Source organism: Lentzea fradiae (assembly GCF_900100955.1).
Lineage (GTDB): Bacteria > Actinomycetota > Actinomycetes > Mycobacteriales > Pseudonocardiaceae > Lentzea > Lentzea fradiae.
The window spans coordinates 95,828-121,457 of record NZ_FNCC01000011.1 but is presented as its reverse complement, the minus strand read 5'-3'; the positions used below and the strand labels follow the sequence as shown (position 1 = coordinate 121,457).

29 protein-coding genes are annotated in these 25,630 nt (G+C 69.7%); 19 read left to right on the top strand and 10 right to left on the bottom strand.

The features are described from left to right. The first annotated feature begins 274 nt into the window (after nt 1-274). The 7 genes from BLT23_RS26095 (at nt 275) to BLT23_RS26065 (ending at nt 7,638) form a co-directional block, all read left to right on the top strand. Complete coding sequence (locus BLT23_RS26095) at nt 275-2,053, top strand: ABC transporter family substrate-binding protein (RefSeq protein WP_090053828.1); 1,779 nt, start codon at nt 275-277, stop codon at nt 2,051-2,053. 95 nt (nt 2,054-2,148) lie between these two features. Continuing rightward, a complete protein-coding gene (locus BLT23_RS26090) occupies nt 2,149-3,147 on the top strand; it encodes an ABC transporter permease (protein WP_090053327.1) in 999 nt (332 codons plus the stop codon). Then, on the top strand, nt 3,140-4,072 hold the full coding sequence (locus BLT23_RS26085) for an ABC transporter permease (RefSeq protein WP_245744178.1): 933 nt from the start codon (nt 3,140-3,142) through the stop codon (nt 4,070-4,072). The genes BLT23_RS26090 and BLT23_RS26085 overlap by 8 nt, the downstream gene beginning before the upstream one ends. Nucleotide 4,073: 1 nt before the next feature. After that, nucleotides 4,074-5,237, top strand: a complete 1,164-nt coding sequence (locus BLT23_RS26080) for an ABC transporter ATP-binding protein (protein ID WP_176946929.1) — start codon at nt 4,074-4,076, stop codon at nt 5,235-5,237. Further along, nucleotides 5,234-6,226, top strand: a complete 993-nt coding sequence (locus BLT23_RS26075) for an ABC transporter ATP-binding protein (RefSeq protein ID WP_090053324.1) — start codon at nt 5,234-5,236, stop codon at nt 6,224-6,226. The genes BLT23_RS26080 and BLT23_RS26075 overlap by 4 nt, the downstream gene beginning before the upstream one ends. Nucleotides 6,227-6,379: 153 nt before the next feature. Continuing rightward, a complete protein-coding gene (gene mshB / locus BLT23_RS26070; RefSeq protein ID WP_090053321.1) occupies nt 6,380-7,210 on the top strand; it encodes an N-acetyl-1-D-myo-inositol-2-amino-2-deoxy-alpha-D-glucopyranoside deacetylase in 831 nt (276 codons plus the stop codon). Beyond that, a complete protein-coding gene (locus BLT23_RS26065) occupies nt 7,207-7,638 on the top strand; it encodes a hypothetical protein (protein WP_090053317.1) in 432 nt (143 codons plus the stop codon). Before mshB ends, BLT23_RS26065 begins: the two co-directional genes overlap by 4 nt. Here BLT23_RS26065 and BLT23_RS26060 read toward each other — a convergent pair. Continuing rightward, nucleotides 7,614-8,288, bottom strand: a complete 675-nt coding sequence (locus BLT23_RS26060) for a GNAT family N-acetyltransferase (RefSeq protein WP_425434415.1) — start codon at nt 8,286-8,288, stop codon at nt 7,614-7,616. The genes BLT23_RS26065 and BLT23_RS26060 overlap by 25 nt on opposite strands. 200 nt (nt 8,289-8,488) lie before the next feature. Here BLT23_RS26060 and fdxA point away from each other — a divergent pair, with 200 nt between their 5' ends. Then, a complete protein-coding gene (gene fdxA, locus BLT23_RS40180; RefSeq protein ID WP_218133895.1) occupies nt 8,489-8,815 on the top strand; it encodes a ferredoxin in 327 nt (108 codons plus the stop codon). Between the two features lie 2 nt (nt 8,816-8,817). Then, a complete protein-coding gene (gene dapC / locus BLT23_RS26050) occupies nt 8,818-9,909 on the top strand; it encodes a succinyldiaminopimelate transaminase (protein ID WP_218133903.1) in 1,092 nt (363 codons plus the stop codon). Here the strand turns inward: dapC and BLT23_RS26045 are convergent. The 3 genes from BLT23_RS26045 to BLT23_RS26035 form a co-directional block, all read right to left on the bottom strand. Continuing rightward, nucleotides 9,899-10,804 carry an AlbA family DNA-binding domain-containing protein gene (locus BLT23_RS26045; RefSeq protein WP_143036045.1) on the bottom strand — a complete coding sequence of 302 codons (906 nt, stop codon included), beginning with the start codon at nt 10,802-10,804 and terminating at the stop codon, nt 9,899-9,901. The two genes, dapC and BLT23_RS26045, sit on opposite strands and share 11 nt — an antisense overlap. Nucleotides 10,805-10,882: 78 nt before the next feature. Next, nucleotides 10,883-11,839, bottom strand: a complete 957-nt coding sequence (dapD, locus tag BLT23_RS26040) for a 2,3,4,5-tetrahydropyridine-2,6-dicarboxylate N-succinyltransferase (protein WP_090053303.1) — start codon at nt 11,837-11,839, stop codon at nt 10,883-10,885. Nucleotides 11,840-12,110: 271 nt separating this feature from the next. Continuing rightward, complete coding sequence (locus tag BLT23_RS26035; RefSeq protein ID WP_143036044.1) at nt 12,111-12,527, bottom strand: hypothetical protein; 417 nt, start codon at nt 12,525-12,527, stop codon at nt 12,111-12,113. 59 nt (nt 12,528-12,586) lie between these two features. On the opposite strand from BLT23_RS26035, the gene dapE reads away from it, so the two are divergent. Genes dapE through BLT23_RS26020 form a run of 3 tightly spaced genes read left to right on the top strand, consistent with a single transcriptional unit; the run spans nt 12,587 to nt 14,981 of the window. Further along, nucleotides 12,587-13,654 carry a succinyl-diaminopimelate desuccinylase gene (gene dapE, locus BLT23_RS26030; protein ID WP_090053297.1) on the top strand — a complete coding sequence of 356 codons (1,068 nt, stop codon included), beginning with the start codon at nt 12,587-12,589 and terminating at the stop codon, nt 13,652-13,654. Between the two features lie 17 nt (nt 13,655-13,671). Beyond that, nucleotides 13,672-14,448 (top strand): LOG family protein, encoded by a 777-nt coding sequence (locus tag BLT23_RS26025; protein ID WP_090053294.1) that lies wholly within the window; start codon nt 13,672-13,674, stop codon nt 14,446-14,448. Beyond that, a complete protein-coding gene (locus BLT23_RS26020; protein ID WP_090053292.1) occupies nt 14,430-14,981 on the top strand; it encodes an LOG family protein in 552 nt (183 codons plus the stop codon). The genes BLT23_RS26025 and BLT23_RS26020 overlap by 19 nt, the downstream gene beginning before the upstream one ends. On the opposite strand, the gene BLT23_RS26015 is transcribed toward BLT23_RS26020, so the two are convergent. Together BLT23_RS26015 and BLT23_RS26010 are read right to left on the bottom strand one after the other, a co-directional pair. Next, entirely contained in the window at nt 14,952-16,010 is a 1,059-nt protein-coding gene (locus tag BLT23_RS26015) for a winged helix DNA-binding domain-containing protein (RefSeq protein WP_176946928.1), read from the bottom strand. The two genes, BLT23_RS26020 and BLT23_RS26015, sit on opposite strands and share 30 nt — an antisense overlap. Nucleotides 16,011-16,020: 10 nt before the next feature. After that, on the bottom strand, nt 16,021-17,514 hold the full coding sequence (locus BLT23_RS26010) for a CocE/NonD family hydrolase (protein WP_090053287.1): 1,494 nt from the start codon (nt 17,512-17,514) through the stop codon (nt 16,021-16,023). Nucleotides 17,515-17,630: 116 nt separating this feature from the next. On the opposite strand from BLT23_RS26010, the gene BLT23_RS26005 reads away from it, so the two are divergent. Together BLT23_RS26005 and BLT23_RS26000 are read left to right on the top strand one after the other, a co-directional pair. Beyond that, the gene (locus BLT23_RS26005) at nt 17,631-17,969 is read left to right on the top strand and encodes a hypothetical protein (RefSeq protein WP_143036043.1); all 339 of its coding nucleotides are present in this window, start codon (nt 17,631-17,633) and stop codon (nt 17,967-17,969) included. Continuing rightward, entirely contained in the window at nt 17,969-18,880 is a 912-nt protein-coding gene (locus tag BLT23_RS26000; protein ID WP_090053820.1) for a glucosyl-3-phosphoglycerate synthase, read from the top strand. The genes BLT23_RS26005 and BLT23_RS26000 overlap by 1 nt, the downstream gene beginning before the upstream one ends. On the opposite strand, the gene BLT23_RS25995 is transcribed toward BLT23_RS26000, so the two are convergent. The 4 genes from BLT23_RS25995 to BLT23_RS25980 are packed head-to-tail and all read right to left on the bottom strand — an operon-like array spanning nt 18,812 to nt 23,212. Continuing rightward, nucleotides 18,812-20,113 carry an ATP-binding cassette domain-containing protein gene (locus BLT23_RS25995; RefSeq protein WP_245744177.1) on the bottom strand — a complete coding sequence of 434 codons (1,302 nt, stop codon included), beginning with the start codon at nt 20,111-20,113 and terminating at the stop codon, nt 18,812-18,814. The two genes, BLT23_RS26000 and BLT23_RS25995, sit on opposite strands and share 69 nt — an antisense overlap. Continuing rightward, the gene (locus tag BLT23_RS25990; protein ID WP_090053282.1) at nt 20,110-21,459 is read right to left on the bottom strand and encodes an ABC transporter ATP-binding protein/permease; all 1,350 of its coding nucleotides are present in this window, start codon (nt 21,457-21,459) and stop codon (nt 20,110-20,112) included. Before BLT23_RS25990 ends, BLT23_RS25995 begins: the two co-directional genes overlap by 4 nt. Then, complete coding sequence (locus tag BLT23_RS25985; RefSeq protein WP_090053280.1) at nt 21,429-22,052, bottom strand: cytochrome d ubiquinol oxidase subunit II; 624 nt, start codon at nt 22,050-22,052, stop codon at nt 21,429-21,431. Before BLT23_RS25985 ends, BLT23_RS25990 begins: the two co-directional genes overlap by 31 nt. Further along, nucleotides 22,052-23,212 (bottom strand): cytochrome ubiquinol oxidase subunit I, encoded by a 1,161-nt coding sequence (locus tag BLT23_RS25980; RefSeq protein WP_090053277.1) that lies wholly within the window; start codon nt 23,210-23,212, stop codon nt 22,052-22,054. Before BLT23_RS25980 ends, BLT23_RS25985 begins: the two co-directional genes overlap by 1 nt. Nucleotides 23,213-23,353: 141 nt before the next feature. Between BLT23_RS25980 and BLT23_RS25975 the strand changes: the two genes are divergently transcribed. The 5 genes from BLT23_RS25975 to BLT23_RS25955 are packed head-to-tail and all read left to right on the top strand — an operon-like array spanning nt 23,354 to nt 25,580. After that, nucleotides 23,354-23,692, top strand: a complete 339-nt coding sequence (locus BLT23_RS25975) for a PadR family transcriptional regulator (protein WP_090053275.1) — start codon at nt 23,354-23,356, stop codon at nt 23,690-23,692. Beyond that, nucleotides 23,677-24,354: a permease prefix domain 1-containing protein gene (locus BLT23_RS25970; protein WP_090053272.1), complete on the top strand. Its 678-nt coding sequence runs from the start codon at nt 23,677-23,679 to the stop codon at nt 24,352-24,354. Before BLT23_RS25975 ends, BLT23_RS25970 begins: the two co-directional genes overlap by 16 nt. After that, nucleotides 24,351-24,650, top strand: coding sequence for a DivIVA domain-containing protein (locus BLT23_RS25965; RefSeq protein WP_090053270.1), 300 nt, complete (start codon nt 24,351-24,353; stop codon nt 24,648-24,650). The genes BLT23_RS25970 and BLT23_RS25965 overlap by 4 nt, the downstream gene beginning before the upstream one ends. Further along, complete coding sequence (locus tag BLT23_RS25960; protein ID WP_090053268.1) at nt 24,634-25,035, top strand: SRPBCC family protein; 402 nt, start codon at nt 24,634-24,636, stop codon at nt 25,033-25,035. Before BLT23_RS25965 ends, BLT23_RS25960 begins: the two co-directional genes overlap by 17 nt. Further along, nucleotides 25,035-25,580 (top strand): DNA-3-methyladenine glycosylase I, encoded by a 546-nt coding sequence (locus tag BLT23_RS25955; RefSeq protein ID WP_090053818.1) that lies wholly within the window; start codon nt 25,035-25,037, stop codon nt 25,578-25,580. The genes BLT23_RS25960 and BLT23_RS25955 overlap by 1 nt, the downstream gene beginning before the upstream one ends. The last annotated feature ends 50 nt before the right edge of the window (nt 25,581-25,630 follow it).

The following is a 25,630-nucleotide window of genomic DNA, read 5'->3' as shown; positions in this document are numbered from 1 at the left end:
ACCGTTTGGGCGTTGCTACTTTCGGCCGCTGTTGTTGACAGAATTCTTCTCGCCCGGTCAACGAACGCTGGCGCCCGGTAATCGGGCCATTGCGGCCTGCTACAACTCGTTTCCATTGGGTCACGATCACCCTCTCAGGTAGTGACCGCCCCCTCAACGGGTTTCTACGGTGCTGCCCACGATGTGCCGGTTCGGGGCGCGTATGGCACATCACGGTTATGGGCGTGCCGGCCGACCTGGCCACGGCCGCCCAGTGCTAGGAGGGCACGTGTCGATGAGGAGAACCAAAGCCATTCCGGCGATCGCGCTGGTCGCCAGCGCGTCTCTCGTGCTGGGTGCCTGCGGTGGTGGCGGCGGAACGAGCGACGCCGATGGGGGAGACGCCTCCATCGCGGAGATGGCGACCGCCCGCGGTGAGTCCGCGGACGGCTACACCGCACCGGAGACGAAGCAGAGCGACCAGGTCGTCGTGTCGACCGACAAGCCGTTCACCTCGTACAACAACGCGACCGAGGACGCCAACCAGTCCTACAACACGTTCGCGTTGACGCTCGTGCAGCCTGGTGCGCACCTGCTGAACGGCAACAACAAGGTCATCCTGAACAAGGACGTCATGGAGGGTGTCGAGGTCACCTCGAAGGACCCCCAGGTCGTCGAGTGGAAGCTCAAGAAGGGCGTCAGCTGGTCCGACGGCGAAGCGTGGGACTGCGACGACTTCTACATGGCGTGGTTCACGCAGAGCGACTCGGCCAAGAAGGCCGACGGCGGCAAGTTCTTCAAGGCCGCCGGTACGACCGGGTACAACCTGATGACCGGTGAGTGCAAGGACGACCAGACGTTCGTCGGCACGTTCACCGCTCCGTACCCGGACTACGAGGACATGTTCAACAGCGACGTCCTCCCGGCGCACATCCTCGAGAAGAACGCCGGCATCGCCGACATCACCAAGCTGTCCAAGGACAGCGACCCGGCGGAGATCCAGAAGGCCGCCGACTTCTGGAACGAGAAGTGGAACGGCTTCACCAAGGAGCTCATGCCCGGTGCGGGCTCCTACGTGCTGACCGGCTTCGAGCCGAACCAGTCGGTGACCCTCGAGCGCAACCCCAAGTGGGTCGGCAAGCCCGGTGGTCCCGCCAAGATCATCCTGAAGGCGATCCCGGACCCCGTCGCGCAGGCGCAGGCGCTGGAGAACGGTGAGCTCGCCGTCAACTCCTTCGCGCAGCCGGACGCCAACGCGGCGACCAAGCTCAAGAGCCTGAGCGCCCAGGGCGTCACCTTCGGCGCGGGCCCCGGCCTGTCGTTCGAGCACCTGGACATCCAGATGAGCCACCCGGTGCTGTCGAAGGAAGAAATCCGCAAGGCGTTCTTCATGTGCATCAAGCGCCAGGACATCATCGACAAGCTGATCTCCGAGGTGCAGTCGGACGCGAAGCCGATGGGCAGCCTGGTCTTCTTCCCGACCGACGAGGGCTACAAGGACGTCTACGGCGAGAAGGCCAAGGGCGACGCGGCCGAGTCCAAGAAGATCCTCACCGAGGCGGGCTGGACGCAGGGTGCCGACGGCGTGTTCGCGAAGGACGGCGTCCGCGCCTCCTTCCGGATCAGCCACACCGACATCCCGCGCCGCAAGCAGACCGTCGAGCTGATCCAGGGCCAGTGCAAGGAAGCCGGCATCGAGGTCAAGGACGACACCGACCCGAACTTCCTCGACCAGCGCGTCTCCGACGGTGACTACGACGTCGCGCTCTTCGCGTGGTCCGGCTCGCCGTTCAAGGGCAGCAAGAAGTCGATCTACGAGACCGGCGGTGGCCAGAACTGGCAGAACCTGACGGTGCCGAAGGCCGACGAGGCCATGAAGCAGGCCGTCTCGCAGACCGCGATCTCCGACTCGCTCAAGTACTGGGCCGAGGCCGACGAGGCGCTGGCCGGCGCGTACGCGTCGCTGCCGCTGTTCCAGATGCCGAACATGTGGGCCTTCAAGGGCCTGGACCGGGTGTACTTCCAGAGCTACTACGGCGCGCTGTGGAACGCCAACGAGTGGCAGACCAAGTAATCGCCATAGCTGAAGTGCGCAACGCCTGAACCCGGGCGGGGCCGGACCACGAGTCCGGCCCCGCCCGGGCCGGGTTGTTCCCTAGGAGCCCGCCCGTGATTCGCTACATCATCCGGCGCCTGCTGATCTCCATACCCATCCTGCTGATCGGCAGCTTCGCCTGTTACTACCTCGTCTCCAAAGCCGGCAACCCCCTGGCTGACATGCGGTTCCGGCCCGGCGTCACCGAGGCCGACATCAAGGCCGCGGAGATCTCCCTGGGCCTCGACAAGCCGATCCCCCTGCGCTACTGGGACTGGCTCACCGACTTCCTGACCGGCGACTGGGGGCAGAGCATCGCCCTCGGCCAGGCCAAGACAGCTGTCTTCCCGGCCGTCACCGACGCGCTGTGGACCACCGGGCGTCTCGTCATCGGCGCCGAGCTCCTCGCTCTGACGCTGGGCGTCTCGGTCGGCGTGCTCGCCGCCGTGCGCCAGTACTCGATCTTCGACTACCTCGCCACCAGCACCGCGTTCCTGATGTTCTCGATGCCGATCTTCTGCGTCGCGGTCATCGTGAAGAACTACGGCATCCAGTTCAACAACGTCCTGGAGTCGATGGGCCTGGACCGCTGGCTCACCACCGCGGGCCCCCGGCCCGGTGGCTTCAGCGGCAGCTTCGGCGAGGTCATCTTCAAGTACACCGGCACGTTCCTGCTGCCGACCGTCGCGCTGATGCTGATCAGCTTCGCGGCCTACAGCCGGTTCGAGCGCGCGTCGATGCTCGAGATCCTGCACTCCGACTTCGTGCGGACCGCCAGGGCGAAGGGCATCTCGCAGAGCCGCGTGATCTTCAAGCACGCGTTCCGCAACGCCCTCATCCCTGTCTCCACGCTGTTCTCGCTGAACTTCGGCGCCGTGCTGTCCGGCGCGATCATCACCGAGACCGTCTTCGGCTGGTCCGGCATGGGTACGCTGCTCGTCAACTCCGTGCGGCAGTTCGACCCGCCCATGCTGATGGGCTGGCTGGCCGTCACGGCCACCCTGGTCGTGCTGTTCAACCTGCTGGCGGACGTCGTGTACGGCTTCCTCGACCCTAGGATTCGCCTTGGCTGACATCAACATGGCGTCCGGGGGTGGCGTGGTCGCGAGCGCTCCTCAGCCCGACTCGCACGAGTTCGACGCCGCCAAGACCCGCACGCAGGGCCAGCTCGTCCTGCGGCGCTTCCTGCGCCACCGGCTCGCGATGGTGAGCCTCGGCGTCTTCGTCTTCCTGATCCTCTTCGCGTTCCTCGGCCCGTTCGTCTGGACCTACGACTACGAGGACGTGAGCAGCAAGTCGTACCTGCCGATGAGCGGCGAGCACCCGCTCGGCACCACCCAGGTCGGCAAGGACATGCTGGCGCTGCTCATGCGCGGCACCGGCTACTCGCTGCAGATCGCACTGATCGTGGCCGCGCTCGCCACCGCCATCGGCGTGACCTTCGGCGCGCTCGCGGGCTACCTGCGCGGCATCGTCGACACGGCGCTGATGCGCCTGGTCGACCTGCTGCTGATCATCCCCCAGATCGCGGTCGCCGCGATCGTCGTCAAGGGGTTCTCCGGCAGCTGGTACGTCGTCGCGCTGGTGCTCGCCGCGTTCGCCTGGATGCAGATCGCCCGCATCACCCGCGGTGAGACGCTCTCGCTGTCCGAGCGCGAGTTCGTCGAGGCGGCCCGCGCCTGCGGTGCCTCGACGCCGCGGATCATCTTCAAGCACCTCGTGCCGAACATGATCGGCAGCATCACGGTCAACGCGACGCTGGCGATCGCGGCGGCCGTCCTCACCGAGGCGGCGCTGTCGTTCCTGGGCCTGGGCGTCCAGCCTCCCGACACCTCGCTCGGCGTGATCGTGCTCGAGAACTACGGGCAGTTCCTGAACCGGCCGTGGCTGTTCTGGGGTCCGTTCATCGTGCTCGTGTCGCTCTCGCTCGCCGTCAACTTCATCGGTGACGGCCTGCGCGACGCGTTCGACCCGAGGCAGACGAAGGTGCGTGCCTGAGATGACCACTGTTTCCGAACGGCCGGAGGACTTCCTGTCCTCCGGTGACACCACCGCGCCGCTGCTCTCGGTGAAGGACCTGTCGGTCACGTTCCCGACCGACGACGGCGACGTCCGCGCCGTGCGCAACGTCTCGTTCGACCTCAACCCCGGCGACGTGCTGGGCATCGTCGGCGAGTCGGGCTCCGGCAAGTCCGTGTCGTCCATGGCGATCATGGGCCTGCTGCCCAAGAACGCCCGCGTCGAGGGCTCCATCCGCTACCGCGGTGAGGAGCTGAACGGCCGCTCCTACAAGCAGATGCAGCCGTTCCGCAGCAAGCACATCTCGATGATCTTCCAGGACCCGATGACGTCGCTGAACCCCGTGTACACCGTGGGGTGGCAGCTCGCCGAGACCTACCGGGCGCACCACGACGTGTCCAAGAAGGCGGCGTGGGCCAAGGCGGTCGAGGCCCTGGAACTGGTCGGCATCCCGCAGCCGGACAAGCGCGCGGCCCAGTACCCGCACGAGTTCTCCGGCGGCATGCGGCAGCGCGTGGTGATCGCGATGGCGATCATCAACGACCCGAGCGTGATCATCGCCGACGAGCCGACCACCGCGCTCGACGTGACGGTGCAGGCGCAGATCCTCGACACGATGCTGCGGCTGCAGTCCGAGACCGACGCGGCGATCGTCATGATCACGCACGACCTCGGCGTCGTCGCGGGCATGGTGAACCGCGTGCAGGTCATGTACGGCGGCACGGTCGTCGAGTCCGGCCCCGTCGACGACGTCTTCGAACAGCCGCGGATGCCCTACACCGTCGGACTCCTCGGCTCCGTGCCGAACCCGGCGACCCTGGGCAAGCGGCTCACGCCGATCAAGGGCGCACCGCCCTCGCTCGTGAACCTGCCGACGGGGTGCTCGTTCTCCCCGCGCTGCCCGCTCGTCGTCCAGACGTGCCACGAGTGGGAGCCGGAGCTCGAGGAGGCCGGTGTCAACCACAAGACGCGCTGTCACCGCTGGGAGCACCTCGCGACCGTCGAGCAGCCGCAGAAGCTGTTCCTGCACGACGAGATCGGCACCGTCGAGAACCCCGCCGCGTTCGCGCAGGCCAACCCCGACGAGTCGCTCGAAGTGACCGCCGTGCACGGCACCCTGGTGTCCGAGGAGGAGGCGAAGTGACCGCTCCGCTGCTGGAGGTCACCGACCTCGTCAAGGAGTTCCCCGTGCGCGGCAAGGGGATCATCCCGCGCAACGTCGGCACGGTGCAGGCCGTGTCCGGTGTGTCGTTCACGCTGCACCCCGGTGAGACGCTGGGCCTGGTCGGCGAGTCCGGCTGCGGCAAGTCGACGACCGGCCGCGCGATCCTGCAGCTGCACAAGCCGACCTCGGGCTCGGTGAAGTTCGAGGGCCGGGAGCTCACCTCCATGAGCACCAAGCAGCTGCGGCCGTTGCGCAAGGACATCCAGATCGTCTTCCAGGACCCGTACGCGTCGCTGAACCCCAAGTGGCAGGTCAACGACATCATCGCGGAGCCCCTGCAGATCCACGGGTTCGAGGGCGGCGTGCAGCGCAGGGTCAACGAGCTGCTGGAGCTCGTCGGCCTGAACCCCGAGCACCGCAACCGCTACCCGCACGAGTTCTCCGGCGGTCAGCGGCAGCGCATCGGCATCGCGCGGGCACTGGCGCTCAACCCGCGGTTCCTGGTGCTGGACGAACCGGTGTCCGCGCTGGACGTCTCGGTGCAGGCCGGTGTCGTGAACCTGCTGGAGGAGCTGCAGGAACGCCTCGACCTGGCGTACCTGTTCGTCGCGCACGACCTCTCGGTCGTCCGGCACATCTCGGACCGGGTCGCGGTCATGTACCTCGGCAAGATCATCGAGATGGGCGAGCGCGAGACCATCTACACCAAGCCGATGCACCCGTACACGCAGGCGCTGCTGTCCGCGGTCCCCATGCCGGACCCGAAGCAGGAGCGCAAGCGCCAGCGGATCGTGCTGACCGGCGACGTGCCCTCACCGGTGAACCCGCCGTCGGGCTGCCGCTTCCGCACCCGCTGCTGGAAGGCGCAGGACATCTGCGCCACCGAGGAGCCGAAGCTGGAGCTGCGCGGCGGACCGGACGGAACGCTGTCCGCGTGCCACTTCGCCGAAGAACGCGCTGTGGTGTAAGGGTTCCGCGTTATTTTTCACCGAGGCTGCGGTCCGTGGTTCGCCACGGGCCGCGGCCTTTCGGCTTACCGGTGCGGAACTCCCGGCGGACATACCGGCGATTTCGCCGCCCCTGCGCAGCAGGGGCCATATGCACAGCTTTACTCTGATTCGGTGACGCTGACTGCCCCACCACGGTTGCTCTTCGTGCACGCCCACCCGGACGACGAGAGTCTCTGGACCGGCGGCACCATCGCGCGCTACGCCTCGGCGGGTGCGCACGTCACCGTCGTCACCTGCACGCTGGGCGAGGAGGGCGAGATCATCCCGCCCGCACTGGCCCGCCTCGCGGCCGCGGAGGCCGACCAGCTCGGCGGGTACCGCGTCGGCGAGCTGCGGTCGGCCTGTGCGGCGCTCGGGGTGACGGACCACCGGTTCCTCGGTGGCATCGGCAGGTGGCGCGACTCGGGCATGGTCGACGTGCCGTCCAACGCGCACCCGCGGGCGTTCATCCAGGGCGAGGTCGAGGAGCAGGCGGCGCAGCTGGCCGAGATCCTGCGCGAGGTCAAGCCGCAGGTGGTCGTGAGCTACGACGCGTTCGGCGGGTACGGGCACCCCGACCACATCCGTGCGCACGAGATCACGATGGCCGCCTGCGCCAAGGTCTCCGAGGTCGAACGGGTCTTCTACGCCGTCACGTCCCGCGACGCCACGAACGAGGGTGTGGCGGCGCTGGAGGACGTGCCGGAGTCGTTCCGGCTGCCGGAGCCCGGTGAGCTGCCGGTGACGCCGGATGAAGAGATCACAACGGTTGTGGACGTGTCCGAGCACCTCACGGCCAAGCGGCGTGCTTTGCGTGCACACTCGACGCAGGTCAGTGTGTGGGACGGCGGATACGCGCTGTCGAACGACATCGCGCAGCCGCTGGTCGGCGCCGAGTACTACGTGATCGCCAAGGGCCCCGCGGCCGGGGCGGAGACAGACCTGTTCGGAGGGCTCGGGTGACCGGTGGCACGCGAGTGGTCCTGCTGCTGCTCCTGAACGTCGAGGCAGCGGTGCTCGCCGTGCTCGAAACGATGTTCCTGCCCCTGCGCTTCGACGGCACGTTGCTGCCGGAGCTGGGGGACTTCCCGTTCCCGGTCGTGATCGCGGTGGCCGCCGTCATGACGCCGCTGCTGGTGTCGTGGGCGGCTTCGCTGTCCGAGAGCGTCGTGTCGGCGGCGATGCCGTTGATCGTGTGGTTCCTCACGCTGATGGTCTTCGGCTACATGGAGCCGGGCAGCACGAGGGAGACCATCGTGCTGTTGCAGGACTGGCGCGGGCTGCTGCTGCTCGCGGGCGGCGCGTTGACGGGTGCGGTGGCCGTGGGGGCCGTGATGGCCCGCAACGCCGCGAACCGGCCCGGCCGTTACGAGCCCGCGGGCGTCCAGTAGCGGTAGCGGTGGTGCTCGGTGCAGCCGAGCTCCTCGTACAGCCCGATCGCCGCCTGGTTGTCCACGGCGACCTGCAACGCGCACGTCGTGGCGCCCCGCTCCAGGCCCCAGCCGGCCACTTCGCCCATGAGCCGCCGTGCGAGGCCCTGACGGCGGTGTGACGGCCGCACGGCGAGGCGGGCGACGTGCAGGACGTCCTCGACGACGGCGCCGCGCACGGCCGCGACCACGGTCCCGTTGTCGGTGAGGCTCGCGAAGCAGACGTTGCCGCCGCTGCCGAGCACGTGCCGCTGGGCGGCGGTCACCTCGGATCCGGTCGTCATGTCCCACCATCCGGGAAGATCACGACTGACCGCCACGCCGGACGCGAACTTCTCCAGCGGACCGGTCATCACCTGCGACTCCGCCCCGCCGGGGTGGTCGAGGTTCACCCGCCAGCCCGCGTCCGCGATGGCGGGCTCGTGCTCGGAGCCCACGACCACGTGGACCGTGGGCGCGATGCCGTGCCGGAGCGCGAACCTCTCGGCGGCCGCCAACGCCTCCCGGATGGGAACTCCGGGGTCGCCGCAGGTCAGGGTGCTGTTGGCGCGGCCGGTGAACCCGTCGGCGGCGCGCATCAACCAGTCTCCTAGCGGAACTTCTGCCGGCACCGGCCATGCTCGCGCGCAGAGCGTTTCCAGGTGGTCGACGGTGTGCACGCGTTCATCCTGTCCGGTCGTCGGGAGTTTGTCCGGCCGGGTGTTGTGACGTGGCACACCGTGCAGCTAAGGCAAACCTGGCCGGGGGATACTCGAACGTGCCGCGTACTCTCCGGCTTGCGCGGTGTGACCAGATGAAGTTGGAGAGCGCAGTGACTTATGTGATCGCCCAGCCGTGCGTGGATCTGCTCGACAAGGCGTGCATCGAAGAGTGCCCGGTCGACTGCATCTACGAAGGCGACCGGATGCTCTACATCCACCCCGACGAGTGCGTGGACTGTGGTGCGTGCGAGCCGGTGTGCCCGGTGGAAGCCATCTACTACGAGGACGACGTCCCGGACGAGTGGAAGGAATACACCAAGGCGAACGTCGACTTCTTCGACGAGCTCGGCTCGCCCGGTGGCGCGTCCAAGGTCGGCAAGGTCAGCGCGGACCCGAGCTTCGTGAAGGCTCTCCCGCCGCAGGCCGCGGAGCATTGATCATCCGACGCCGGGGCCCGGGGCTGCCCGACTTCCCGTGGGACTCCCTGGCCGACCACGCCGCCAAGGCGCGCACGCACCCCGGCGGCGTGGTCGACCTCTCGGTCGGCACGCCCGTCGACCCGGTGCCCGCCGTGATCCAGGCCGCGCTGTCGTCCGTCGCGGACGTCCCCGGCTACCCGACGACGCACGGCACCCCGGAGCTGCGCGCCGCCGTCGTCGCCGCGGTGGAGCGCCGGTACGGGGTCACCGGGCTGGCACCGGAGGCCGTGCTGCCGACCATCGGCTCCAAGGAGCTCGTGGCCTGGCTGCCCACCCTGCTCGGGGTCGGGCCGGGTGACGTCGTCGCCGTGCCGTCCGTGGCGTACCCGACCTACGAGGTCGGCGCGCTGATGGCGGGGGCGACCGTCGTGCGGCTCGCCGACGGGGAGCCGCCGCCCGCCGGCACGAAGCTGGTGTGGCTGAACTCGCCGTCCAACCCGACGGGCCGGGTGCTGTCGGCCGAGCAACTGCGCGCCGCCGTCGCGGCCGCCCGCGAGGTCGGGGCCGTCGTCGCGTCGGACGAGTGCTACCTGTCGCTGCCCTGGGGCTCCTCGCCCGTGTCCGTGCTGCACCCGTCCGTCGTGGACTCCTTCGACGGCGTCCTCGCCGTGCACTCGCTGTCGAAGTCGTCGTCGCTGGCCGGGTACCGCGCCGGGTTCGTCGCCGGTGACCCGGAACTGGTCGCGGGACTGCTGGAGCTGCGCAAGCACGCCGGGATGATCGTGCCCCGGCCGGTGCAGGAGGCCATGCGGGCCGCGCTGGAGGACGACGAGCACGTCGCCGAGCAGCGGGCGCGCTACCTCGCCCGGCGCGAGGTGCTCAAGCCCGCGCTGGAGGCGGCCGGGTTCACCGTGTCGCACTCCGAGGCGGGGCTGTATCTGTGGTCGACGCGCGGTGAGGACGCCTGGGAGACCATCTCCTGGCTGGCCGACCGCGGCATCCTGGCCGCTCCCGGCACCTTCTACGGCCCGGAGGGCGAGCGGCACGTCCGGATCGCCCTGACGGCTTCGGACGAGCGGGTCGCCGCCGCCGTGGAGCGCCTCAGGGCTTGAGAGCCGACCAGACCCTGCGGGTGAACTGGTTCGGAGGCACCGCGTCCGTCGTCAGGCGGACGCTGGTGCTGATCTCCTCACCGCTCAGGCCGAGGCCGAGCACGAGGTGCCAGTGCAGGTCCCAGAGGTCCTGGAAGGCTTCCAGCTCGACGTCCGTGTCCGCGATGACGTGCAGTACGGACGGTTCCGCGACGCGCACGACCCGTTCCACGGCCCGCACGTCCCGCGTGTTCGTGCGGAAGCTGAACGCCAGGTCGACCGCCTCGTTGTCGAGCCCGTAGCGGGCGTACGAGTGGCAGCGGTGGTGCGGCAGCGAGAGCGGCTGGTTCGTCTCCAGGTAGAGGTCGCCCTCGAACCGCAGCGTCGGCGAGTGCTGGCTGAGCGTGGCGCGGGCGCTCACGAACTCCCAGCCCGGCATGTCGAGCTTCGGGACCAGCAGCTCCAGGATCTCCCCGCGGCGCGCCGAGCGGGTGCGTTCACCGGAGCGCCACGGGATCTCCCTGCTGTACGGCTCCTTCTTCGTGACGAACACGTACGGCGCGTTGTCGGTCTGCAGGCTCAGGACGACGACGGTCCGGCGCGGAGCCCAGTCGAACGCGACGGTCGTGAGGCCCGGCGCGACACCGTCGAAGTGGCTCTCCACCCGCGGCCACCACGAGGACAGCTCCTCGGCGCGTGCGCCCTTGACGTAGCGGCCCTTCTCGTCGACGCCCACGATGTACATCGCCTCGGAACCGCGGGCGGCGTTGCACAGGGCGGCGATCTGGCGCGCGGCCTTGCCGTGGTCGACCGGCCACTGCGTCTTGAACTCCACGAAGGAGTCCTCCGACTGCGCCCCCTGCAAGGCTCGTTCGATGGCGGCGCGGGCGTTGAGCTCCAGACGCTGTTTCAGCACGGGCACCTCCCTCGACCGGCAGGGGTCCGGCCTGGGTGGCCGGACCCGGACGCTGCGTTGCTGGGGAAAGCCGGTCCGTCAGTCGTTCGCGTGCAGTGCGGCGTTCAGCTCGACGCCGGTGCCCTTGCGCGGCTTCACCAGGACCGCGCCGGTCACCGAGTCCCGGAGGAACAGCAGGTTCGACTGGCCGCTCAGCGACACGGCCTTCACGACCTCGCCGTCCGGCAGCGTCACCTTCGTGCCCGCCGTGATGTACAGGCCCGCCTCGACCACGCAGTCGTCGCCCAGCGAGATGCCGAGACCGGCGTTCGCGCCGAGCAGGCAGCGCTCGCCGATGCTGATGACCTGCTTGCCGCCACCGGACAGCGTGCCCATGATCGACGCGCCGCCACCGACGTCCGAGCCGTCACCGACGACGACGCCGCCGGAGATGCGGCCCTCGACCATCGAGCTGCCGAGCGTGCCGGCGTTGAAGTTCACGAAGCCCTCGTGCATGACCGTGGTGCCGGAGGCCAGGTGGGCGCCCAGGCGGACCCGGTCGGCGTCGCCGATGCGGACGCCGCCGGGGACCACGTAGTCGACCATCCTGGGGAACTTGTCGACGCCGTAGACGGTGACCGGGCCCCTGGGGCGCAGCCGGGTGCGGGTCTGTTCGAAGTTCTCGACGGCGCAGGGGCCGTGGTTGGTCCACACGACGTTGGTGAGGAGGCCGAAGATGCCGTCCAGGTTGGCGCCGTGGGGCTTGACCAGGCGGTGGCTCAGCAGGTGCAGCCTCAGCCAGACGTCGTAGGTGGACCGCGGTGCCTCGCCGAGGTCGATGGCGACCCTGACGCCGACCACCTCCACCTCGCGTTCCGGGTCCGCGCCCAGGAGTTTCGCCGCCGCCTCGCCCAGGGAGTCCGCGATCTCCGCCGACGACAGGCGGGTCGTGCCCGGGTCGCCTGCGTCTCCCAGGGCGGGGGACGGGTACCAGGTGTCTAGGACGGTGCCGTCCGGGGTCACTGTGGCCAGGCCGATGCCGTATGCGGTGCTCACGGTGGTGAGCCTAGTCGTTGGTGCGTGCGGGTCCGGGTTCCAGGCGAGGGGCTCTTCCGACCGGTCTTCGAGAATGCTGTCCGTCACGACCAGCCCCGCTCGCGACGCCCTTTCGTGTTTCCCGCTGAGGACGCGGGGTCCCCGCGTTCGTTCCACGAGTACGCGGGGTCCCCGCGTCCTAAAGCCGCGTCACGCAGAGGAGGCGGGGAACGCTGGTGGGTGACGCGCGGGCGGGTGTGTGGCGGGTGAGGGTGGGCGGGGCTTCCGGTGCTTAGTCCGGTACCTCGGCGATGAAGTAGAGCGAGCCCAGGTCGCCTCTGGTGGAGATCAGGGCCTCGTTGCACTTCGACTGGCGGATGTTGGTGCTGTCGGCGTTCTCCACGCGCACCTCGCCGCAGCGGTTGGTCTCGAAGGTGTGGACTGTGGTCAGCAGGCGGGGGAGCAGGTCGGTGACATCGCGTTTGACCCGGTCCTTGGTGCGCAGGGAGGTGTCGAGGGTGCGGGTCATGGCGCCCACCTCGGTGACCCAGGTCGCGCATTGCGCCGGGGTGCCGCTGTGCTGGGCGCCGCAGGGGGCGGTGAACAGCGTTCTGATCTCGCCGCACTGCGTGTCGCACGTGGCCGGTGGGTCGCCGCAGCCGGTGGCGAGCAGGAGCAGGGTGATGACCAGGAGTGTGCGCTTGATCACGCTGCGCACGGTATCGGCTGAACGGGGTAGCGCCCAAGTTTGCTGAGTAGGGTGGGCGGGTGTCCGACACCCTTGATCTGTTCGCCGATCCGATCGACCTGACCACCGCTCTCGTGGATGTGCGCAGCGTGTCCGGGGAGGAGGAGGAGATCGCCGATCTGGTCGAGCGGTCGTTGCGCGGGCAGGCGCCGCATCTGGAGATCACTCGTTCGGGGAACTCGGTGCTGGCTCGCACTCGTCTCGGGCGGGGGCGGCGGGTGGTGCTGGCCGGGCATCTGGACACCGTGCCGATCAACTCCAACTTTCCCAGCCGGCGTGACGGTGACGTGTTGCACGGGTGCGGGACCGTGGACATGAAGGGTGGCGACGCGGTCATGCTCGCCATCGCCGCGTTGAGCGCCGAGGCTCGGCATGACCTCACGTTCGTGTTCTACGACTGCGAGGAGATCGAGGCCGAGAGGAACGGGCTGACGCGGATCCAGCGGGAGCTTCCGGAGTGGTTGCTCGGGGACCTCGCGATCGTGTGCGAGCCGTCCAACGGGACCGTCGAGGCCGGGTGTCAGGGGACCATGCGGGTCGAGGTCCGGACCACCGGGCGGCGGGCTCACACCGCTCGGGCCTGGATGGGGGCCAACGCCATCCACGGGATGGGGGAGGCGTTGCGGCGGCTGGAGGCGTACGTGCCGCGGCAGCCCGAGATCGACGGGTGCCGGTACCACGAGGGGCTCCAGGCCGTGAAGATCAGCGGTGGGGTCGCCGGGAACGTGGTGCCGGACGAGGCCGTGCTGACGGTGAACCACCGGTTCGCGCCGGACCGGTCGGTGGAGGAGGCCGAGCGGCACCTGCGTGAGGTGTTCGACGGGTTCGACGTCACGGTCACGGACTTCGCGGGTGGGGCGCTGCCGGGGCTGAGCGCGCCCGCAGCACAGGAGCTGGTCGCTGCCGCCGGGGGTACTCCCGTCGCGAAGCTCGGGTGGACCGACGTGGCGCGGTTCGCGGCGCTGGGGATGCCCGCGGTGAACTTCGGGCCTGGTGACCCGACGCTGGCGCACACTCAGGAAGAGCATCTGCCGGTGCGGCAGGTTACCGAGTGTTTCGCGGTGCTTCAGCGATTTCTGCTCGACTGATCACTAGAATCTCAGTGATGACGGAAGAGAAGAACGGTGCCGTGGACGAGCACCCCAAGGAGAAGCAGCGCGGTCCTGTGGTGCTGCGCAGGGAACGCAGGGACGAGCTGACGACCACCGACCAGCGGCTGCTGGACTCGCGCGGGCCGTCGGACTGGGTGCATACCGACCCGTGGCGGGTGCTGCGGATCCAGGCCGAGTTCGTCGAGGGGTTCGGCGCGCTGGCCGAGGTGCCCAGCGCGGTCACCGTGTTCGGCTCGGCCCGTACCGGTCGTGACCACCCGGAGTACCAGGTCGGGCGCGACCTCGGCGGCGCGCTGGCGCAGGCCGGGTTCGCGGTGATCACCGGTGGTGGTCCCGGCGCGATGGAGGCGGTCAACCGCGGGTGTTCGGAGGCCGGGGGTTTCTCGGTCGGGCTCGGCATCGAGCTGCCGTTCGAGCAGGGCCTCAACCCGTGGGTCGACCTCGGCGTGAACTTCCGCTACTTCTTCGTGCGCAAGACGATGTTCATCAAGTACTCGCAGGCGTTCATCTGCCTGCCCGGCGGGTTCGGCACTCTCGACGAGCTGTTCGAGGCGCTCACGCTGGTGCAGACGAAGAAGGTCACGAAGTTCCCGGTCGTGCTGTTCGGCAAGAAGTACTGGCAGGGCCTGTACGACTGGGTCAAGGACTCGGTGCTGGAAGGCGGCAAGGTCGGCGAGAAGGACCTGGCGCTGCTGCACCTCACCGACGACATCGAGGACGCGGTGCGCGTGGTCAAGGAAGCGCACCAGGCATGGGCGGACGCGCACTGATGTATGTCGCTGTGTACTGCGGAAGTCTCGCGACGGTCCCGCAGAGCTACGTCGACCTCGCCTCCGAGGTCGGGCGCCAGATCGCCGCGCGCGGTTGGCACCTCGTCTGGGGCGGCGGGCAGACGTCGATGATGGGCGCGGTGGCGCGGGAGGCGCGTGCCGGTGGCGCGCACACCTACGGCGTCATCCCGAAGAGCCTCGCCACCAGGGAGATCGCCGACCACGACTCGACGGAGTTGCACGTCGTCGACACCATGCGCGAGCGCAAGAAGATGATGGACGACAAGGCGGACGCGTTCCTCACCCTGCCCGGCGGCATCGGCACCGCCGAGGAGTTCTTCGAGGTGTGGACGGCCGGTGTGCTCGGCATGCACGGCAAGCCGGTCGTGCTGCTCGACGTCGACAACCACTACAAGGGCCTGGTCGAGTGGCTCACCGAGCTGCGGGACAAGGGTTTCGTCTCGCACGCGGCGCTGGAGTCGCTGGTCGTCACCGACGACGTGTCAGCCGCTCTTGACGCTTGCGTCCGCTAGTCCCCTGGCCTGAGCCAGGAACTGGGCTTCCGGCAGGAGGTCCGGCAACGGGCGGTACGGCGTCGCCGTCACCTCGAACCGCTTGCCGGACACCACCCTGCCCTGCCAGGAGCCCGCGATCTCGCCGTCGGCCAGGATCGCGCCGCGCCGTCCGAGGACGCGGAAGACGTCCCGTTGCGCCGCCTTGTCCGGCAGCAGCAGGTCGCGGTCGCGGGCTTGCAGGTACGGGTCGGTCGGCGGCAGCAGGCGCACGTCCGGCGGTGCGGCGTCGGCGATCTCCAGGCCCTCGGGCAGCCACGCCCGCCTGCCCTCGACGGTGACCTCCACCAGTCCTTCCTCCGGCCAGCGCTTCTTCAGCTCACGCAGCGTCGTGCCGAAGTAAGCGGCCACTTCGGACGGTCCGGCGGGGCCGTGCAGGGTGAGGTAGCGGTGGACCAATTCGTCGAACCCGGCCGTCTTGCGCGGCACCGGCACCACGGGCCAGCCGTGGATGCGTTCGAACGTCACGGTCTTGTGCTCGGGCAGGATGCGCAGACCGGCGGGCAGCGCGCCGAGCCGGAAGATCGGGTCGCTCACGTGCTCGGTCCCGCAGCCGCGGCACGCCTCGATCGTCTGCCTGGGGGCCAGCGGAGTGAGGGCCGCGCTCAGATCGCCCTTGGTCATCGGCTTCGTGACGATCGACCTCATTGCCGTCGCGATGTGCCGCAACGACGCCAGCATGTCGTCGGTCTTCGGGCGGGACGCGCGTGCTCGTGCGTCGGCGTCGCTCCACGGCCACAGCGCGCGGGCGAACGCCTTCAGCTCACCAGCCCGGTGCAGGTGCGGGGCACCGCGCACGGACCAGGTGAGGACGAAGTCGTCCGCCTTCGGCTCGGTGAGCCTGGCGGCGAGGCTCAGCAGGGCCGAGCCGGAGGTGTTGTCCTGGACGCCCAGGGACAACACCGCCAGCTCGGCCGCGTCGCCGGTCCGCCGGTCCAGCTCGTGCTGGTGGATCCGGTGGAGGAGCACCTGTCGCCGGGTGAGTTCCACCCGGTCATTCTTACGCCTTCGGCACGGTGAGGCTCGACGGTCCGAAGGTGACGGTTGAGCCACGTGTCGATTCCGACGAGTACCGGGGGTCGACCGTGTCGATCACGAGTGCCAGCCGGTTGCCCGCGCCGACGTTCCACACCGTCGGTTCCAGCTCGACGTCGAGCGTCTGCGTGCGGCCCGCACCCGTCACCGTGACGGGCTTGTGCGTGACCAGCGCGCCGAGGCCGAGCGGGCCGACCTCGTACAGGTAGGCGAACAGCGTCGTGGTCTCGGCGCTGGGCGTGACCTGCAACCGGAGCTTCGGCGTCCCGGCGAGCGTGACGCCGCCGGAGTAGCGCGGGCCGGTCCACACCGCGGCGGCGTTGCGGTCGACCAGCGGCAGCGAGACGCCGGTCGGGATCTTCAGGAACCCTTGCAGCGCACCGGACACGAGGATCGTGCCGCTGTCGGCGAGGGTGTTCCACCCGGCGGCGATCCGCTTGCCGTCGAGCTGCAGGGTGTCGGTGGCACCGGCGGGCCACGCGCCGAACGTGCGCCACGTGCCGCCGTTGTTGGGCTTGAGCCGCACCGGCTGCTCGGAGTCGATGCCGTTGGCGACGCCCTTGACGTAGCGGTCGAACCAGCGGCCGGTGGACTCCCAGATCTCGTTGGGCAGACCGGCCGCGCCGAACAGCTCGGCGGTGGCGTGGTCGCCCGGCGAGAGCATGAGCCGCTTGGGCCCGGTGAGCCGCGAGTAGAAGTCGGCGATCTGGCCCGGCGCGAAGATGCCGTCGTTCCAGGCGTTGCCGATCATCACCGCGGTGCCGTTGGCGTTGATCTGGTCGATCTTCGCGGCGGCCGAGCGGCCCTCGGAGATCGGCACGACCTCCCAGAACCTGCCCGCGCGGTAGGCGGCCTCCGCCTCCTGGAGGACGGGGCCGGGCCGGCCGGTGAGCTTGCCCGCGGTGAGCAGCAGGTCCACGGCCTGCTTGTTCACGGTGGTGTTCGGGTAGAGCGACCGGGCGAGGTCGGTCCACGTGCTCAGCGCCGCGACGGCCTTGACGCGCTTGTCCGCGGCGGCGGCGAGCAGCGACTGGCCACCGCCGTAGGAGATGCCGGCCACGCCGACCTTGGTGCCGTCCGCGCGCACGTTGGCGACGGCCCAGTCGATGACCTTGCTGACGTCACCGACGGTGTCGGGCCCGGCGATGTCGATCTGGCCGCCCGAGTCCCAGAAGCCGCGGCTGGTGTAGCTGACGACGACGTAGCCGGACTGCTTGGCGAGCTTGGCGGCGGCGCCGACGTACTCGATGTTCGGCACCGACCAGCTGGACGGCATGACGAGCAGGGGGAACGGGCCGGAGCCGATGCCGGTCGGCTCGATCACGAACGCCTTCAGCGCGGTGCCGCCGACGCCGGGGATGGAGCGGTAGGTGATCTGGTGGCCGGGGGCGGCCTGGGCCGTCGGCGCACCGAGCAGGGTGGTGAGGAAGACCAGGAACAGGACTAGGGAACGGCGCACGCAAGGTCCTCCTTGACCATGACGCACATCACACAGGGTGTTACCGAGGAGTAAAGGTCTTGCTACTCGGGAGTAGCAAGAGGCTGTGAGTCAGGTCACTGTCTACGCTGGAGGGTGTGAACCGATTCCGCGTGAGCGAGCCGCCGACCGACAGAGTGCTGGTGATCGCGGCTGTGACCAGCGCGGACGAGGCCGAGCGGGCGGTGGCGGACGGCGCGGACGTCATCGAGTTCGACGGTGAGCTGGAGCTGCCGGAGTTCACCGAGGCGGTCGAGGTGGCGACGGTGCCGCCGGGTGACGAGGACTTCACCCTGGCCGCCGCGACGGTCGCCGCGCTGTCCGGAGCACGTGCGCTGCGCGCGTCCGACGTGCGGCAGGCGAGAAAGGTCGTGGAGATGGTCGCGAGCGTGATGGGCACCCGTCCGCCGGCCCGTGCGCTGAGGGCGCTCGCGTGATGCTGCCCGCCGTCGAAGCCTGGTTCGCCTCGCACACCTGGCAGCAGCCGTCCTGGACGCCCGAGGAGCTCGTGGCGCTCAAACGCGGCCGCACGGTGTCCGTGGTGCTGCCCGCGCTGAACGAGGAGGAGACCGTCGGCGACGTCGTCTCCGTGGTCCGGCCGCTGCTCGGGACGCTCGTCGACGAGCTGGTGGTGATGGACTCCGGGTCGACCGACCGGACGGTGGCCGTCGCCTCCGCCGCCGGGGCACGCGTGGTGCTGCGCGAGGACGTCGTGCCGTGGCTGGAACCCGTGCCCGGCAAGGGCGAGGTGCTGTGGCGCTCGCTCGCGGCGACCACCGGTGACCTGGTCGTCTTCCTCGACTCCGACCTGGTGGACCCGGAGACGGCGTTCGTGACGGCGTTGCTCGGGCCGTTGCTGCTCGACCGGGACGTGCACCTGGTGAAGGGCTTCTACCGGCGGCCATTGCGGCTGGAGAGCAGCGGCGGCGGACGGGTCACCGAGCTGGTGGCGCGGCCGTTGCTGAACACGCTGCGGCCCGAGCTCTCCGGTGTGGTGCAACCGCTCGGCGGCGAGTACGCGGCGACACGGTCCTTTTTGGAGTCCGTCCCGTTCGCGGCCGGGTACGGCGTGGAGATCGGGCTGCTGCTGGACGTGCACCGGCTGCACGGGCTGTCGGCGCTGGCGCAGGTGAACCTCGGGGTGCGCAAGCACCGCAACCGGTCGCTGTTGCAGCTGGGCGTGATGTCCTCGCAGATCATGGGAACGGCGCTGGCCCGCTGCGGGGTCGAGTCGCAGGCGGGCCCGCTCACCCAGTTCGTGCAGGTCGGCGGCGAGTGGCTACCCGACTCGACCGACGTCCTGGTGGCCGACCGGCCGCCGATGGCGCACGTGGTCGAAGAGCGCTAGCTGCTCGGTCCGGTGGGTCACGACCAGCGCCGTGCCGCGGCTGTGGTCGAGCACCTTGCCCAGCACCCGGTCGGCCTGCTCGGGGTCGAGTCCTTCGGTGGGTTCGTCGAGCAGCAGGACGTCCGGGTTCGCGAGCACCGACCTGGTGAGGACCAGGCGTTGCCGCTGGCCGCCGGAGATCTCCTCGCCGCGTTCGCCGACGACCTGGTCCCAGTCGAGGTCCAGCTCGGTGATCGCGGCGGCGCGGTCCAGCTCCTCCTGGGTGGCACCCGGCTTGGCGAGCAGCACGTTCGTGCGGACGGTGGTGTGGAAGACGTGCGCGTCGGCCAGTGCGCCCTTGCTGGGTTCCAGCCGGTGCGCGATGGCGTTGAGCAACGTCGTCTTGCCCGCTCCGCTCGGTCCTACGATCGCCGTCTTCCCTTGCAGAAGCGGGATTTCGTGGATGGCCGGTGGCTCCGGTTCGTCGGTGGGTTCCGGTGCGGGCTTCGTCAGTGCGGCCAGCGGGACGGTGATCTCGAACGTCGCGATCGCGGCCATGACCAGCCACGCGGGCTCGTGCTGCGCGAGCATCAGCAGTGCCACGCCGAACTGGACGGCGATCGCCAGCGGGGTCAGGTCGCGCGTGCGTTCCTTGCGGGACAACGCTTTCGCGGTCGCCGTAGCGGCGGAGAGCTTCTCGTCGAAGAGGCCGTACGCGATGAGTTCTTCTTTGCTGTGCACCAGTTCGGTGGTTTGTTCGGTCAGCTTCGCGCGCAACGGGGTGAGGTCCCGCGGGTCGCGGAGCGCGAGCCAGGGGAGCAGGGCCAGGGTGATCAGCAGACCGATGACGAGTGGCGGAGAGAAGCCCGAGGCTGCCGCGACGACCGCGCCCACGACAGCGGCCGTGGTCCACGGCAACGTGGTGCGCAGCCGCGAGTCCAGGTGCTGGTCGACGTTCGTGACGATGCGGGTCAGCGCCGTGCCGGACGGGATGTGTCGGCGGTGCACGAGGTCGTCGTAGACGCGTCCGCGTAGCTCGACGGCCTCGCCCAGCACGGCCCGGTGGCTCGTCAGGCGTTCGAGGTAGCGCAGGGCGCCCTTGGCGAGGGCGAGCGTGCGGACCGCGACAATCGCCACGGTCAGCGCGTGCATCGGCGGGTGCTCGGCGGCGCGCATGACGAGCCAGGTCGCCGTGGCGGTGAGGCCGACGCCCGCCAGTTCGGCGAGCACGCCCACGAGGATCGCGAGTCTCACACCGTCACCACCCTGTCGACCTCGTCCAGCAACGCGGGCCGGTGGGCCACGACCACGGCGGTCCGCCCCTTCGTGAAGTCACGCATCGCCTTGAGCTCCAAGGCTTCGGTCTCCGCGTCGAGGTGCGCGGTCGGTTCGTCGAGCAGGAAGAGACCGGCATGCCGCCGTGCCACCGCGTTCGCCAGCGCGACGCGTTGCTGTTCACCGGACGAGAGGTTCGCCGGGACGAGCGTCGGCCGTTGCGGCACCCACGACAGCGCCGCCAGCCACTTCTCCCGGTCGATCTCGGCCAGGTCGACACCGCCGACGAGCACCCGGCCGCTGTCCGGTCGCACGAACCCGAGCAGCAGCCCCAGCACGGTGCTCTTGCCCGCACCGCTCGCGCCGACGAGCGCGATCCGTTCGCCCGGCGCGATGCGCAACGAGAAGTTCTCCAGGCTGCGGACGCTCACCGAGTCGAGCACGATCTCGGCCTCGCTGAGATCCGGCGGCTCCACACCGGCGCGTTCGACCACCTCGGGCACCTTGGCCAGCACCTCACGGCCCTGTGCGCTCGCGTGGAACTGCGCTCCCGCGGCCCGCAGCGGCAGGAACGCCTCCGGGGCCAGGAAGAGCACGAGCAGGGCGGTGTGCAGCGGCACCCCTCCGCCGAGCAGCCGCAGCCCTACCGGCACGGCGACCAAGGCCACCGACAGCGTCGCGACGAGCTCCAGCACGAACGCCGACAGGAACGCGATCCGCAGCGCCGACATCGTCTCGGCCCGGTGCCGTGCGGCCAGCTCGCGGACCGTCGCCGACTGCGCCCCGGCCCTGCCGAACGTCCGCAGCGTCCCGATTCCCTTGACCACGTCGAGGAAGTGCCCGCCGAGCGTCGCCAGCGCGTCCCACTGGCGGGCGGTCCGCTCACGGGTGTGCGCGCCCACCAGCGCGCCGAAGACCGGGATCAACGGCAGCGTCACCAGAATCGTCAGCGCGGCCGTCAGGTCGGCGAACGCCAGCCTGACCATGACCGCGAGCGGCACCACCACGGCCAGGACCCGCATCGGGAGGTACCCCACGACGTACGGGGTCACGTCGTGCACGCCCCGCGTGACCAGGGTGGCGACTTCACCGGCCTTGGTGCCGGGCGAGCGCAGGAACGCCTCCCGCAACCGCGCACGAGTGCGTTCGGCAGCCCGGTGCGCCCACGCGCGGTGCAGCCACCAGACCAGCACGCGCACGCCGACCACCAGGCACAGCAGGAGGAAACCGGTGCCGCCGCTCAGCACTGACGCGAGCAGCTCGGCCTGCGCCAGCACCAGGAACGGGATCGGGATCAGCGCGAGGAGATGGCGACGATCGACCACTGCAACACCACCACCAGCGGGATGACCGGGATCGCGACCCACGCGAGCAGGGTGAGCGTGGCGGGGTGCGCCATCAGGCCGGAGACGTCGATCGTGCCGAACGCGAGCGGGATCGGCAGCGCGCACAACGCCGCCGACACGGGGAACAGCGCCCACCGCCGGTTCTGGAACACCCAGCCGTGCACCGCGAACAGCACCGGCATCACCAGCGCCACGAACGGCGGTGCGTCGAGCAGGTGCGCCAGGAACAGGCCCCAGCCGACGGACACCATCAGCGCGCCGGTGAACACGAGCCACCACCACAGCCGCAGCTGCACGGCCGCCATGAACAGCACGAGCCCGGCGAGCAGCAGCGTGAACACCGAGTGCGACCCGGACAGCAGCTCTCCTTCGAGCCGCGGGAACGCCGCGAGCAGCACGCCGACCGCGGCCACCAGCCACACCTCGTTGCCGAGGAAGAACGGCGTCATCCTGGACAGGGCCTCGTCACGGCGGCGGAACGGCAGCAGCAACCCGGTGCCGTAGTCGAAGCCGGCCAGCGTGAAGTAGCCGGTGGCGAGCGTGCCGAGCACGACCAGCCAGAGCGTTTCCATCAGAGCGTCACCACCAACGGCGAGACAGGGGCGGGAGCCACGTCCGGACCGCGGCGGACCGCACGTGCGATCAACACCCAGTCCACACCGGCCAGCACCACGAACAGGGACGTGAACACGATGAGCGACAACAGGATCTGACCGGCGTCCACATGCGACACCGCGTCCTCGGTGCGCAGCAGGCCGTAGACGACCCACGGCTGCCTGCCGACCTCCCGGTACAGCCAGCCGAAGATCGCGGCGGCGAACGGGACCGGGATGCCGATCACCATGAGGTACAAGGGGAAGCGCATCCGGATCACGGCGTCCCTGGCGAGCAGCGGCAGCGTGAGCCAGCTGACGACGGTCAGCCCCAGCCCGATGAGGATCATGAACCCGAGCGGGAGACCGATCCACGACGCCGCCTCGTTCTTGTGCGGCTGGAGCTCGCTGACGACGTTCAGCTGCGTGATGCCGAACGTGAACAGCACCGGCGTGGCCAGCGCCGTTGTCACGACGCCCATCCGCAGCGAGCGGCGGAAGAAGTCGGCCTCGGGGGTGCGCTTGATGAAGTGGTACGCCGACACCCCGGTCAGGAACACGCCGCCGACGGTCAGGGCGGCCGAGATCACGTGCGGCAGCGCGTGGACGAAAGCCGGGTTCGTCAGCAGCGCGCCGAAGTCGGTCAGCCGCAGCACGTTCCCGTCCACCCGGTGGCCGACCGGGTTCTGCAGGAACCCGTTGGCCGCCATGATCCAGAACGCCGACGCGAACGCCGTGAGCGCGGTCAGGTAGAGCAGGGAGAGGTGAAGCCAGCGGTTCAGCTTGCCCCAGCCGAAGATCCACAGCCCCAGGAACGTGGACTCCAGGAAGAACGCGACCAGCGTCTCCACCGCGAGCGGCGCCCCGAACACGTCACCGGCGTAGGTCGCGAGCCCCGACCAGTTCAGGCCGAACTGGAACTCCATCACGATGCCGGTGACGATCCCGAGCGCGTAGTTGATCACGTAGATCCGGCCCCAGAACAACGTCATCCGCTCGTGCACGCGCGCCCCGGTGATGGTGAACCTCGTCTGCATCACCACGAGCAGGGTGACCAGACCGAGGGTGAGCAGCACGAACAGGAAGTGGAACGACGTCGTCGTCGCGAACTGGAGGCGGGCGAGGTCTACTGCGCTCATGTGTAGGGAAGCTATGTGTAGCTGTGCTACTTATGAACGCTTCTCCGCCGATACCGGGGAGAACTCAGGGACGTCCCCGACCGGCACTACGGGAATCTTCCGGGACCGGCCCCGGCGGGCCGGTCAGTAGAGTGCGGGGACATGAAGCCCGACGCGCTACGCGGCCACCTCGACGCGTTGTTGCTGGCCACGCTCGACGGCAGGCAGCTGCACGGCTACGCGATCATCGAGGCGTTGCAGCAGGGCAGCGGCGGTGCGCTCGACCTGCCGACGGGCACCGTCTACCCGGCGCTGCGCCGGCTGGAACGGGCGGGGCACGTGGCGAGCGACTGGAGCACGGTCGGCGGACGCAAGCGCCGCACCTACCGGCTCACCTCGGCGGGACGGAAGGCGCTGCACGCCGAACGCGCGGCGTGGCGCGAGTTCACGACGGTGATCGGCGGGGTGCTGGGAGGGGGCGGAACGTGGGCGCAGACGTGATCGACAGGTACGTGACGGACCTCGGGTCCCGGCTCAACGGCTCGCCCAGGCAGGTCCGCGACCTGCTCACCGAGACCCGCGACAGCCTCGCCGACGCGACCGAGGCCCACCTCGGCAGCGGCCTGACCGAGCAGGAGGCGCAGCGGCGCGCGGTCGACGAGTTCGGCCCGGTCCGCGTGATCGCGAACGAGTACCAGGCCGAGCTGGCCGTCGGGTACGGCACGCGCACGCTCGTGTGGCTCGCGATCGTGCTGCCGCTGATGCACATGGCGTGGGAGTACGGGCGGATGCTGTTCATCGGCCCGTGGCCGGCCTTCGCCACGCCGCCGCCGTCCTGGTACCTCTTCGTCGCCAAGGCCAACGACCTCACCAACGGCATCGCGTCCGCCGTCGCGCTCGCCGCGCTGGTGGCAGGCCGGCTGGTGGCCCGCCGCTACGACCCGAAGCTGCTGGCCAGGGTGGCCGCGTCGATCGGGATGGTGGCCGTGGGGGCGGTGCTGGCGGGCAACCTGTCGATCGTCCTGGCCACCGCGCACCTCGACCCGCAGCGGCTGCTGCAGTCGGCGCCGATGACGATCGCGAGCGCGGTCAGCTGGATCGTGGTCGTTCGTCTCGGTCTGCTCGCTCGCCGGTGCCTGAGCTGTGCCACGATCGTCGTGTGACCAACGCCCTTCTCTACCTGATCGTGATGGTGGCCGTCGCGGCAGTGGTGTTCCTGCTCGCGGCGTTGGTGTTCGGGCGCGGCGAGGAGCTCGAACCGCTGCCGCCGGGCGCCTCCCCGACGCGTCTGCCCGCGGACGGCCTCACCGAGGAGCACGTCCGCGAGCTGAAGTTCCAGCAGTCGTTCCGCGGCTACAAGATGAGCGAGGTCGACTGGGTGCTGCAGCGGCTCGCGACGGAGGTCGGGGAGCTGCGGGCCCGCGTCGAGGAGCTGGAGAGCAGTGAGCACCGAGCTTGAGCTGAGCGTCGAGGTGGCCGCGCCACCGGACACGGTCTTCCGCGCGATGACCGACTGGGAACGCCAGTCGGAGTGGGTGTTCGGCACCCGCGTGTCCGTGGTGGAGGGTGACGGCAGGTCGGTGGGCAGCGAGATCGACGCCGTCACGTTCGGCGTCTCGGACCGCATGCGCATCACCCGCTGGGACCCGCCGCACGCCGTCGAGGTGCTGCACCTCGGCCGGGTCGTGCGAGGGACCGGCGTGTTCGCCGTGCGCGGCGGCCGTTTCGTGTGGACGGAACGGCTCGACGTGCCGTTCTTCTTCCCCGTCGTGAAGCCGTTGTTCGTGCTGATGCTGCGCCGGTCGCTGCACCGGTTCGCCCGGTTCGCCGAGGAGTACCGGTGATCAGCCGCTGCCCGTGGGGCGACTCGACGCCGGACTACGCCGAGTACCACGACACCGAGTGGGGCGTGGAGCTGCACGGCACGCCCGAGCTGTACGAGCGGATGTCGCTGGAGGCGTTCCAGTCCGGCCTGTCGTGGATCACGATCCTGCGCAAGCGTCCCGCCTTCCGCGCGGCGTTCGCCGGGTTCGACCCGAAGCTCGTGGCCGAGTTCGGACCGGCCGACGTCGAACGCCTGATGGCCGACGCGGGCATCGTCCGCAACCGCCTCAAGATCGACGCCGCCGTCCACAACGCGCGCGTCCTCGTCGAGCAGGACGTTGACCTCGACGCCCTGCTGTGGTCGTTCGCGCCGGAGAAGCACAAGCGGCCCAAGACGAGCGCGGACGTCCCCGCCATCACCGACGAGTCGAAGGCGATGGCCAAGGAGCTCAAGCGCCGCGGCTTCAAGTTCCTCGGCCCCACCACGTGCTACGCGCTCATGCAGGCCACCGGCATGGTGGACGACCACATCTCGACCTGCTTCCGGGCCGCCCCGCACCCCTGACCCGCCGCCCGGCCTGCGCACGCGGGGGCCTTTCGTACTGTCTGACAGTA